6 protein-coding genes are annotated in these 12345 nt (G+C 56.1%); 2 read left to right on the forward strand and 4 right to left on the reverse strand.

Annotated elements, in window-relative coordinates:
* Window positions 1-96: 96 nt before the first annotated feature.
* Entirely contained in the window at window positions 97-2493 is a 2397-nt protein-coding gene (locus tag KIS77_17735) for an alpha-L-rhamnosidase N-terminal domain-containing protein (GenBank protein MCW5924168.1), read from the forward strand.
* A 176-nt stretch (window positions 2494-2669) separates the two neighbouring features.
* Here the strand turns inward: KIS77_17735 and KIS77_17740 are convergent, their stop codons facing one another.
* Complete coding sequence (locus tag KIS77_17740) at window positions 2670-4727, reverse strand: glycoside hydrolase family 65 protein (protein ID MCW5924169.1); 2058 nt, start codon at window positions 4725-4727, stop codon at window positions 2670-2672.
* A gap of 803 nt (window positions 4728-5530) precedes the next feature.
* On the opposite strand from KIS77_17740, the gene KIS77_17745 reads away from it, so the two are divergent.
* Entirely contained in the window at window positions 5531-6004 is a 474-nt protein-coding gene (locus tag KIS77_17745; GenBank protein MCW5924170.1) for a hypothetical protein, read from the forward strand.
* A gap of 69 nt (window positions 6005-6073) precedes the next feature.
* Here KIS77_17745 and KIS77_17750 read toward each other — a convergent pair whose 3' ends face one another.
* The 3 genes from KIS77_17750 to KIS77_17760 form a co-directional block, all read right to left on the reverse strand.
* Window positions 6074-7267, reverse strand: a complete 1194-nt coding sequence (locus KIS77_17750; GenBank protein MCW5924171.1) for an efflux RND transporter periplasmic adaptor subunit — start codon at window positions 7265-7267, stop codon at window positions 6074-6076.
* 39 nt (window positions 7268-7306) lie between these two features.
* The gene (locus KIS77_17755; protein ID MCW5924172.1) at window positions 7307-11716 is read right to left on the reverse strand and encodes a CusA/CzcA family heavy metal efflux RND transporter; all 4410 of its coding nucleotides are present in this window, start codon (window positions 11714-11716) and stop codon (window positions 7307-7309) included.
* A gap of 141 nt (window positions 11717-11857) precedes the next feature.
* A complete protein-coding gene (locus tag KIS77_17760; protein MCW5924173.1) occupies window positions 11858-12232 on the reverse strand; it encodes a hypothetical protein in 375 nt (124 codons plus the stop codon).
* Window positions 12233-12345 lie beyond the last annotated feature (113 nt).

The raw sequence follows: 12345 nt of genomic DNA on the forward strand, positions 1-12345 counted from the left end.
CCCTGAATAAGTCTTGACGAATTGTTGGGGCATCATTTCTCATCAAAAGTTTTCACTTTAGCGGTCGGGTTTTTCAAAAAATCGCCCACTTCGCCGATGTTTTCAAAATTGCTGTGTCCGACGCTGCTCCTTTTGACCCTATCCGTCAATGCCCAGCATACACCTGTCAATCCTGAATTGTTGCGCAACTATTGGCCAGCTCGTTGGCTCGCTCACCCGACCGCTCCCGCCACCCAATTCGGCGTTTTTCATTTCCGAAAAACATTCGACTTGCCCGAAAAACCCGCCCGTTTCTTCGTCCATGTCTCCGCCGACCATCGCTACCGATTGTTTGTCAACGGAAAATCCGTGAGCCATGGGCCAGCGCGGAGCGACATCTGGCACTGGAATTTCGAGAGCCTCGACCTCGCGCCGTTTTTGCAAAAAGGCAAAAATGTGTTGGCGGCGGTCGTGTGGAACGGCGGGGAAAATGCGCCCTTCGCCCAAATGAGCTTTCAAACTGGTTTTATCCTGCAAGGCGACGGCAAATCGGAGGCACTGGTGGACACCGACACCTCTTGGCGGGTGCTGCAAAATCCCGCATACGCGCCCGAAGCGCTTGACATGGCGAAAATGCGCACCTATATCGTCGTCGGCGATGGCGAACGGGTGGATGGCTCAACGTACCCCTGGGGTTGGGAGCAGCCGAATTTCGACGATGGCCAATGGCTGCCTGCGCGGGTTTTGTGGTTTCCGGCCAAACCGCGCGGCCTTGGCTCCGATGGCAACTGGATGCTTGTGCCGCGAGAAATCCCCCCGATGGAAGAGCGCCCGGAGCGGTTGGCAAAAGTTCGGCGAGCGCAAGGCGTGACGGCTACGGATGCTTTTTTGCAAGGGAAACAACCGCTCGTGATTCCGGCCAACACCAGTGCCACGATTTTGCTCGACCAAGGCCATTTGACCAACGCCTATCCGCAATTGGTCGTGAGCCAAGGAAAAAACGCCGCCGTGACGCTGACCTACGCAGAGGCCTTGATTGATGAAAAACGGGAAAAAGGCAATCGAAACGACATCGAAGGCAAGACGATTCTGGGCAAACGAGATGTGTTTATCGCCGATGGCGGCGCGAACCGGCTGTTCGTCCCATTGGAGTTCCGCACTTGGCGCTACGTTCAGATGGACATTCGGACGCAAGGCGAACCACTTCGCATCGAGGATTTTTTCGGGGTTTTCACAGGCTACCCTTTTGAGCAAAAAGCCACTTTTTTCAGCATACCCAAACGACCCAACAAGGTCTGGGAAGTGGGCTGGCGCACTGCCCGGCTCTGCGCCCAAGAGACCTATGTGGACTGCCCCTACTACGAACAGTTGCAATACACGGGCGACACGCGCATTCAGGCACTTATCTCGCTCTACGTCAGTGGCGATGCTCGGCTGATGCGCAAAGCGATTCGGGATTACGACCATTCGCGCATCGCCGACGGCCTCACGCAAAGCCGCTATCCCTGCCGCGATATGCAGATAATCCCTACGTTTTCACTGTTTTGGGTGAGCATGGTGCATGACTACTGGATGCACCGCCGCGACGATGTTTTCGTCCAATCGCTCCTGCCCGGCATAGAGCAAGTGCTGGCTTGGCACGACGAACGATTGGACAAAAACACCACCATGAACGGCCCACTCGAATGGTGGAATTTCGTGGACTGGAGCTGGCCTTGGAGCAACACCGAGCGCATCGGCGGCGTGCCAGATGGGGCGCGAAACGGCGGCTCGTCCATCCTGTCGCTGCAATACGCCTACACCTTGCGACAAGCCGCAGAGTTGTTCAAGTATTTTGAAAAAGACGAGGCATTGACTTCAAAAGCCGCTTTTTACGAGCGCCGCGCCAACCGAATCGCGCTCGAAACTCGAAACCTTTGTTGGGACGAAACCCGCCAACTGCTTGCCGACACGCCTGAAAAAAAGGCGTTCAGCCAACACGCCAACATCTGGGCGGTGCTGACGGATGCCGTGCCGGAAGCGGAACAGCCCGCTTTGCTGCGCCGCATCATGGCCGACACGAGCATCCGACAGGCGACTTACTATTTCAAATTTTACCTTTTTCAGGCTTTGAAAAAAACAGGCATGGGCGACCAGTTTCTCCGACAGCTCGGCCCTTGGTACGAAATGCTCGACAACGGTCTCACGACGTTTGCCGAAAACCCTGAACCTGTGCGCTCCGACTGTCACGCTTGGAGCGCCTCGCCAGTGTACGAATTTCTCTCGACCGTTTGTGGCATCAATCCCGGTTCGCCGGGTTTTGAGACGGTGCGCATCGAGCCGTTTTTGGGCGAGTTGGAGTTGGTCAAAGGCCAGATGCCGCATCCAAAAGGAATTGTCAAAGTGAATTTGCAAAAAACCTCGACCGGGGGCCTGTCCGCGGAAATCGAACTGCCGGAAGGACTGGACGGCACTTTTCATTGGAAAGGGAAAGTGGTGGCGCTCAGAAGTGGGGCGCAGCGAATGGAGATGTGAGGATGCAAATAAACTCGCCGTTACTTGAAAGTAACGCCAACTTTTATACTTCGCGCCGCCAAGTTTTGGGCATGGCTAAAAAGCGCAATCTGTTCAAAATCACGGACATCAATCATGTTCATCTGACAAATCCTAGCAAATCAAGGTATAGTTGGTCGCCAACCAGAAGGTCGGCGTTACTTTACCGTAAACGTCCTCCGCTCCACCCCAATTCCCGTCATCGTCAGCGATTTCCAACCCAGCGGGAGCTTGGTTTTCAACTGCACGATACCCTGCGGCGTGATGTCCAAACCGCCAAAGCCCATGAGCGTCGCTTGCAAAAAACCACCCGCTCCGGTGGCAAAATAGGGGTTCGTGCCGCCCGCCGTCTCAGCCAGCACGCCAAATGGCGGCACCTCGTTGGGCTTGTAGCTTTTCGCCCAGAGCGCGTGGGCACGCTTGGAGTCGCCCGCCCGCGAGGCCAACACCGAAAGAATGGCATGGCCCATCGCCGGGCCATCGGGTGCCATGCGCGGCTCGTAGTAGTCGAGGTCTTTTCTGATTTGTGCTGGGTCGGTGACGACTTTGAGCGGATAGGCCAGCAGGTTCACATCGGCCTGTTTGATATTCACGCCGTCGTAGGTTGCGTTTTCGCGGGTGGTGCCGTCGGGGAATTTCAGAATAGGGATATTCGCCGCCACTTGGAGCCAGTCGGGGTCGGGCGAAAGGCCGAGTTCTTTGGCCGCGTCGGTTGCATGGGCCAGCACGGTTTTGGCCATGCCATTGGTGAATGCGTTGTTGTCAATGTTCTCCTCCCACTCGTTTGCCCCGATGACGTTGTTGATGTCGTATCTGCCGGGGCCGTTGCGCTCCACGCGGCTGGCCCAAAATTCGGCGGAGGCTTGGAGGAGCGGCCAGCCGCGCTCGCGGAGCCAAGTTTTGTCTTTCGTCACCAGATAATACTGCCACGCCGCCCACGCCACACAGCCCGTGATGTGCTGTTGGAACGGCCCCGTCAAAGCCCACACGGGGGTTTCCTCTTGGCCGGTCGTGGTGCTTTCCCAGGGGTACATCGCGCCTTTGTAGCCGTGCGAAAAGGCGTTTTGCTTGGCTTGTTCGAGCAGTTGGAATCGGAATTCGAGCAACGACTTGGCGATTTCGGGGTGCAAGAGCAGCAACGGTGGGTACATCCAAAGTTCTGTGTCCCAAAAAACGTGGCCGTTGTAGCCCAAGCCCGAAAGCCCCATCGGCGATAGGCTCAAGGCAGTGCCTTCGCGGGCGAAGGAGTAGAGGTGATACATCGCCGAATGCACATCGCGGGTGGCCGTCACGTCGCCCTCGATGGTGATGTCGGAAGCCCAGAGTTTTTCCCATTCGGCCACATGGCGGCGTTGCAGGCGGTCGGTTTTTTCCAAAGCGGCATAAATCGTGAGGCGTTCGGCCTCGTTGTGCGCGTCGGGCACATGGGCGCTGGAGATGACCGTGCCGACCACCGCAAAGCGGTATTTCTCTCCTGCTTTCAGTTTTTTGGAAAATTTCAGCAGGTGCATGTTGTAGTCCCAGTCCTCGTGAATCAAGTCGGGTTCGGAGCCGTGTTTTTCTTCAAAAATAAAACTCGTCGAGGCCGCTACGGTGTATTTCCCGCTCGGGCTTTTTGCCACCGAAGTCAAAAGCGGAATCAAAACGTGCGGGCGGTCAATCTCCGAGTAAAAATTCCGCACATCCTGCAAGATGTCCGGCGCTTCGATGACCGATGCGGGCGTGATGGTCACGTCTTTTTTGGCTGTTATCTCCACGATGGAAAGAGCGCAGTAAGGAAGATGACGCAGGGCCATAACTTTATGGTTCACAGAAACTCGGTCGCCCACATCGAAACTTGTCGTCAGCGCCGCGCCACGCATATTGAGCACTTGTTTGTATTGAGAAATGTCGTTTCGGGTCACTCTTCGCCCGTCCACATCGAGGTTCATGTTCATAAAATTGAACCCTTTTAGAATGTTCGAGACACGCCCGCGCCCGTAGTTGTCATAAGCGCCGTTGAGCACCACGTCTTTCACGCGCATCGGCTCTGGCGACGACACGAGGCCAATCATGCCGTTGGCCACGGTGATGCCATAGTAGTTGGCCGGGTCAATGTTGTCGGCGACGATATGCCAGGCATCGGTAGCGCCAGCGGCATGGCCGGGGTCGGATTGGCTGGTGAGAAATGACGAATGAGAAATGATGAAACCAAGAGCTACGATTGCTTTTTTCATGGATGCTTGCATTTTGTGGCGGGAAAAATAGGGAGAACATGACAAACGTGTGGTTTGCGCTACTGACTTATACCTTGATTCGCTAGGATTTGTTAGATGAACATGATTGATGTCCGTGACTTTTAGCAGATTGCGATTGCAGCCATGCCCCAAACCTAACGGCGCGAAGCATATCTTGCAGCCGCGATTTTTGCTCAAAATCAATGTCCTTATCGGGGGGGGGGGATTTCAAATGGTCGCTTTTGTACGCCGTAACGCTGTTCCGGCATATCATGAGTCCTCCCGAATTTTTGCCCCAGCGGGCGGAATATGAAGGAGGTTTTTGCCCATATTCAGCCCCGCTGGGGCAGTTAGAAGACTCAGTGATTCTCGCTTTGTCGGGTTCTGAGGTGTCATCCCGGAAGCATGGAGGGGTGACCTCTCAAAAACAGGTCGAGATGTCACCTTTTTTGTTCCTCAAAAGATGACACCTCTTACAAACCGAGAATAGCTGTAGAAGACTTGATTTTTAGCAAAATAGTGAGCCAAAATCTGTTTTTTTCAAAATTCGGGATGCCCCATGTTGCTTACGACAATAGACTTGTTGCGGTGGAGGGCTTTGGGTGAAGGGGATTGTCATTTTTTCGACTGGCAAGGCAAATTTTGCAGTCGAAATCGGGCATATTCGGCGAAAAATTTAACGAAGCCAGTCGGAAAAAGGGCTTTCCCTTCGCCAAAGGCATTCACCGCAACAAGTCTAATGTGAAACGCCTCCCTCTTGTCGGCAGGTTGGGTGAAAATCCATAAAAGCGAATAAATGCACCATGACGAACAATCAGAGCCAGCCCGGCTTTCTTCAATCGCTCAAGATTCTCTTTTTCGGCCTGTTGGTGGGCCAAATCGCCATTTTTGTCATCTTATGGTTTCTGGTGCCTCCGAATGGTCGGCCCGGCATTTACCAAGAGCCCTTTGACATGGCGCTCGTCGTGGCGTGGCTCGCCTTGCAAGCCTCCGCGTACTTCCTGATTCCCAAACGGGTAGAGGCCGCCCGCTCCCTGACGGTTTTTTCAGAAAAAATCTCGGCCTACCGCGCCGCACAGGTGGCGCGCTTCGCGCTCATGGAATCGGCAGTGCTGATTTGTTTGGTCGGCTACTTCTTCGTCTCCGCGAATTATGTGCTGCTCGCCTTGGCAGCGGCGGGCATTGGCTTGTTCATCACGCAGTTGCCCACGCGGGAAAAAATCATTCACGAATTGGATTTGCCGCCCCACGAGGAAAGAAAGTTGGATGAGGCGTAGTGTGTAGGCGCCTCGAACACGGAGGTGCAGCATACGCAGATGCCGCATCTCCGTGCCGAAAAACGCCTATTAGTGCCCCTCCTCCTCTGCGAACTCTTCCACTTTACCTTGCGACCACACGAAATAGGCACCGCGTCGCACCACTTTTGCGTGGGCGGGCAGCGGTGTTTCAGGCTCAAAAGCGGCGAAGCCATTCGTCGTGCCGAGGGTTTTCACTTTCACGGCCTCGAAAGTCGCGGCTCCCTCTTTTTCGTTTTCCAAAATCAAGATAAATTCTTCAAGCCCTTCGCGCACAATAGCATCGGAGGGCAGGGCAGGCAAAGCGACAGGCGCTTCGAGCGCGAGTTTCGCGTCGAGATAGAGGCCATCAGCCAGCGACAGTTGGCCGGGGGCTTCGAGTCGGGCATGGACACGGAGAGCGTTTTTGGCAGGGTCGAGCACGCGGTCAATGCTGAAAACAGTGGCTTGGAGGGCTTTGCCCGCTCCCCCTGCCAAAAAGATGTCTGCTTTTTGACCGGGTTTTATTTTCAAAATATCTTTTTCAAAAACAAACAAATCGGCGTGCAGGGCGGAAAAATCGGCTACCTCGCAAATGGGCGTGCCGGACTGAACGGCGCTCCCAGTGCTTGTGTGTATGGCCGTCACCGTACCATTCAAAGGCGCGACGATGCGTAGCTCGGCGCGCACGTTGGCAGGCGACAGTTGCTCGGCATCAATGCCGTAGAGGCGGAGTTTGGCGGCCAGCAATTGGCCCGTCGTGGTAGCGGCCCGGAGCTCGGCTTCTGCCTTTTGGAAATTTTTGGCAGCGGTGGCCTCGTCGTTTTGCAGCGTTCGATAGCGGTCGAACTCTATTTGCAAAAAAGCCAATCGGTCGCGGTTTTCGAGATATTGCTGCTGCAAATCCACCAAATCAGGCTTGCGCAAGGTGGCCAGCAGGTCTCCTTTGCGCACCGACTGGTTTAGCCTGACCTTCAAGTCACCCAAAAAACCATCTGCTGGGGCGCTCACCACCGCGCGATTTTCGGGGTGGATGCGCAACTCGCCAGTAAGGGGCAAGGTAGTGCTGACGTGGCGAGTTTCCACCGCCCCCCAAGCGATGTCGGCACGTTGGACTTGCTCGGCGGAAAGGTGAATGAGCGTCGTTGTCGGATGTTCCTCGACCGACCGCTGGTGCGCGGTGGCATGTTGTTCGGTTGTATGCTTGTTTTTGCAAGATGCGAGCAACAGCACAATGATTGACGCGAGAGCAATTTTATTTTTCATGTTGTTGATTTTGAACAAAGTGGTTTGAAAATGTAGAACTTACGGCAGCAGCAACTCGATTTCCAGAAGCGTCCGGTTGAGCATGTTCAGGTTGTCCAAGTATTCCATTTCGAGCCGCATGGCGCGGTCGGCGGACTGCACGAAGGTGGTGAAATCCGATTCCCCCAGTTCGTAGCGGCGGAAAGCGGTGCGGCGTAGTTCGGCTGCCAGATTGCGGCCCTCCGATTCCCAGTATTGAAGCAAGATGTCGTATTTTTCTATCTCGTGCAGCAGGTGCGCCAGTTCCATTTGACCGTTCAACACGGTGGCCTCGTATTGAGCACGCGCCGCGTCGGCTTGCGCTGCTGCCGCGTCGGCACGCGCTCGCAGGCCTTTTTGCGCCAGTGGCACCCGCAGGCCCACCGCCCAACCGGGATAAACCAAGTCGTTGGCGAGGTACTGTATGTTGGCTCCTGCTGTGACGACGGGGCCGCGCTTGGCCTTTTCCTGCTCGGTGAGCGATTCGGCGACCGCGGCCTTAGCTTTCATTAGCTGCGATATGGCTCCCATGCGCACTCGCGCAGTATCGGCCAGCCCAAACTCGCGGCGGCGGAAAGGCTCCACTACCGGGATAAGCGGTTCGTTGAGGCCGAGCAACTGCCCCAACACCTGTTGGTCGAAGGCGGCCTCGTGGCCGATGGTCTCCAATTCAAGCCGGATGCGGGCGGCTTGGTCGCGGGCGGCCAAGCGTTCGTCTTGGGCCGATTCGCCATTCAGGAAGCGGCTTTCGGCGATGCGCGATGTTTTTTGATAAAGGCTGTCGAGCGCCGTAAGGCGCGTGCGCCTTTCTTGCAAATAACTCAGGTGTTGGAATATCTCGCGCACCTCGCGGGTCAATTGGTGTTGCGTCAGGTTTTTTTCTGCCTCAAAAACTCGTTGTTGGCGCTCATATACACTGCGTTGTGCGCGGGTCTGCCTGCCCGACGGAAATACTTGGTTGATGCCAATGGCAGAAGTGCCAAACATGCCATAGTCAGGGTCGGCGGCGATATTGTGGTAAATTTCGGAAGGCTCCCAAACGCGGGAAGCCCCGGTTTTCAGAATATCGGTGCTGCGGACGAGTGCGTTGGAGGCGCGAATGGCCGGGTGCGATTCGGTCACTATTTTCAAGGCATCCGCTTCGGTCACTGTTTTTTGAGCAAGCGCAGGCTGGACAAACAAAAAGATGATAGCCAGCGACTTGACCATTTTCGTTGCCGTGCCCGAGCCGCCCATGCCCCGTTTTTTCGCACCAAAAAACATCGCGTACAAAACGGGCAACACAATCAAGGTCAGCAGCGTGCTCGTCACCAAACCGCCGATGACCACCGTCGCCAAAGGCCGTTGCACCTCCGCGCCCGCGCCGGACGAAAGTGCCATTGGCAAGAAGCCCAAGGAAGCCACTGCCGCCGTCATCAGCACCGGACGCAAGCGTACCGACGCGCCTTGCACCACGCGCTCTTGGACGTTGTGCTCGCCGCTGTCGCTGCTGTTGTTGGCATCCTCGCCAACAACTTCGCCTTCCTCTCTTTCCAACTCGTTGAAATACGAAATCAGCACGATGCCGTTGAGCACGGCCACCCCAAACAATGCGATGAACCCTACCCCTGCCGAGATGGAAAACGGCATATCGCGCAGCCACAAGGCAAACACGCCACCAATCGCCGACATCGGGATGGCCGTGAAAATCAGCAGGCTTTCTTTCAAAGAATGGAAAGCAAAATACAACAAGGCGAAAATGAGCGCCAGCGCCACCGGCACGGCGACGGCCAGACGCGATTTGGCCGCCTCCAAATGCTCAAACTGCCCGCCATAAGTGACAAAGTAGCCTGCCGGCAATTTTAGCCGCGTCCGCAAAGTGGCTTGTATTTCCTCGATGACGGTCTGCACGTCCCTGCCGCGCACATTCGCTCCCACCACGATGCGGCGTTGGGCGTTGTCGCGGCTGATTTGAGCGGCTCCGAGGCGAAACTCGACTTGTGCCACCTCGCCGAGCGGCACGAGCGGCCCGTGCGTGGTGGCAATGGGGAGCTGCTGCACATCGGCCAAACTGCGGCGACGCGAGGTGTCGAGCCGCACCACGAGGTCGAAACGGCGACCCTCGTCAAACACGGTGCCAGCCACCTCGCCCGCAAAAGCGGTGCGTAAGGCGGCATTGACATCGCGTACCTGAAGACCGTATCGGGCCAGCCGTTGGTAGTCGTACACGACGGCGATTTGTGGCAGCCCTTCCACTTGTTCCACCTTCAAATCGGCCACGCCCTCCACCTCGTGGATGAGGTGGCTGATGCGTTCGCCGGCAGCGGCGAGGCTATCCATGTCAGTACCAAAAATTTTGATGGCGACATCGGAGCGCACGCCTGTCATCATTTCGTCGAACCTCATTTTGATAGGCTGGGTGAACTCGTAGGCCATGCCCGGCACCTCCTGCACCTTTTCGGAAATCATTTCCACCAATTCTGCTTTCGATGTTGTTTTGGTCCAAAACTTTTTGTCTTTCAATAAGATGATATTGTCGGCAGTTTCGGGAGCCATAGGGTCGGTGGGAATTTCGGCTGTGCCGATTTTTGAAATCACCTGTTCGACCTCGTCGGGGAAATTTTCCAAAATCACCTTTTGCGCGAGCTCGTGGCTGCGAATGGTTTGGGTGAGCGAGGTGCCGGGTTTGCAAAAACCGTGCATCATTATGTCGCCCTCGTCGAGTGTGGGCAGGAACTCGCCGCCTAGCCGCAGGAACACCGCGAGTGCCACGGCGAACAAACCGACCGTCAGCCCCGCCACGAGCCGCGGCGCTTTCAATGCGCCTTTTAGCACGGGCAGGTAGCGGTTCCGAATGGCATCCATCAGCCGGTCGGCGAAGGTGGGGCGCAGATTGATTTTTTTGCTCAAAAACAACGCCGACGCGACGGGGACATAGGTGAGCGACAGCAGCAGCGCCCCGATGAGGGCGTAAGAAACCGTGAGCGCCATCGGCTTGAACATTTTGCCCTCGATACCTTCGAGCGACAATATGGGCAAGTAAACGATAAGGATAATGACCACGCCAAATACCGAGGAACGGACGATGCGATGGGCAGCGGTTTTGACCCCGTCGTTCATCTCGGCTGTGGTGAGGCGGCGGCTTGACATCGCCGCTTCGCTTTCGGCTGGAACAGTTCCTTGTGCATATTTATGCAAATAATGCAGCGTGGCCTCGACGATGATGACCGCTCCATCCACGATGAGACCAAAATCAATTGCGCCGAGCGACATGAGATTGGCCGTGAGGCCAGTCGCCTGCATCATGGTGATGGCGAACAGCATGGACAGCGGAATGACCGACGCGATGATAAATCCCGCCCGCCAATTGCCCACCAGTAGCACCAGCACGAACACGACGATGAGCGCCCCTTCCACCAAGTTGGTGCGCACGGTGGCCACGGTGCGCTGCACGAAATTTTCGCGGTCGAGGAAGGGGGTGATGCGGATACCCTCGGGCAGTCCCGGCTCTATTTCCGCCAATCGGGTCTTCACCCGGTGAATGACCTCGGCGGCGTTTTCGCCCTTGAGCATCATCACGATGCCGAGCACGATTTCGCCTCCGCCATTGTGGCTCACCGCGCCGTAGCGCAGCGCGTGGCCGAGCCGCACTTCGGCAATGTCGCCCACCCGAAGCGGCACGCCCCCTTGTGTGTGCACGACGATTTGCCGCAAATCGTCCAAGTTTTTCGCCAAGCCTTCGCTGCGAATGAAGTAGGCCGAGGCGTTTTGTTCGATGTAGCCTCCTCCGGTGTTCTCATTGGCGTTTTGCAACGCCTGATACACCTCGCCGATGCTGACCCCGGCGGCACGCAGTCGTTCGGGGGTGATGGCGACCTCATATTGTTGCAGGTAGCCGCCAAAACTGTTGATTTCCACCACGCCGGGTATGCCGGCCAATTGGCGCTTGAGCATCCAGTCTTGAATGTTGCGAAGTTCCATGGCCGAGTATCGCCCCTCATAACCGGGTTTGGGTTCCACGCGGTAGTGCAGTATTTCGCCCAAGCCCGTGGAGATGGGGGCCAATTCGGGCTTGCCCGCGCCTGCGGGTATCTGGTCGGCGATGCTTTGCAGTTTTTCATGGAGCAGAGTGCGGGCGCGGTAGGTGTCCATATTTTCCCTGAAAACCACCGTGATGACGCTCAATCCAAAACGCGAGATGGAGCGCAGCTCAATGACGCCGGGCAGGTTGCGCACGGCCGCCTCGATGGGAGCCGTCACATATTGCTCCACCTCTTGGGTCGCCAAAGTGGGGCACACGGTCAGCACCTGGGCTTGGTTGTTCGTGATGTCCGGCACGGCATCTATCGGGAGGCGAGTGAAGGAAAAGACGCCCGCGACGACGAGCGCCAACACCCCCAACCCTACCAATACCTTGTTGTGTAGCGAGAATGATATGATTTTTTGAAACATAGTCCGTTGGTGAATTCCGAAACTTCGGGACGAGTGGTGCCAATCAGCGAATGTGCCAATTGGTCAATGATGCGGATGTTTGCGAAACCTTTGGAGGTTCGCAAATGTGTTTTTGAAAAAATAAAAAAGGTGAAAACGGGACTACGCTATGGGTGGGCGGAACAGGCCGGATGCATAATCGTCGGTCGCCAACACCTTGTGGTGCAGTGGCAGGCCAGTGCGTTCGGTCAAGGGCGCGGGTGCGGCCAGCTCAATAATGGGAGACTGGGGCAACACGGACTCTGCCAATGGGTGGTGCGAGCAGTGCAAGGGCAGGTGTTCGTGGCTGCGGTCGTCGTGTTTGTGGGAATTGTCCAGATAGTGGAGCCAGAGGAAATGGGCGAACGAAAGGCCGGGAGCCTCCGACCGATGTTCGTGAAAATGCCCGATGAGCGAAGGCATCCGCGCCAGTTCGGCCAGCAGGTTGTGGCCAGTGGCGAATTGCAGGATGAGAACCCAGACGAGGATGCGCTTCATGACGGGGGCGAAGGTAGGTTTTTTGTAAAAACTTAGGCAGGACAGCAGACATTGAATCTTTGACAGGATTTACAAGATTTACAGGATTTTTAGCGGTGAAGCCACTCCTTCTA

This window comes from Saprospiraceae bacterium, assembly GCA_026129545.1.
Lineage (GTDB): Bacteria > Bacteroidota > Bacteroidia > Chitinophagales > Saprospiraceae > M3007.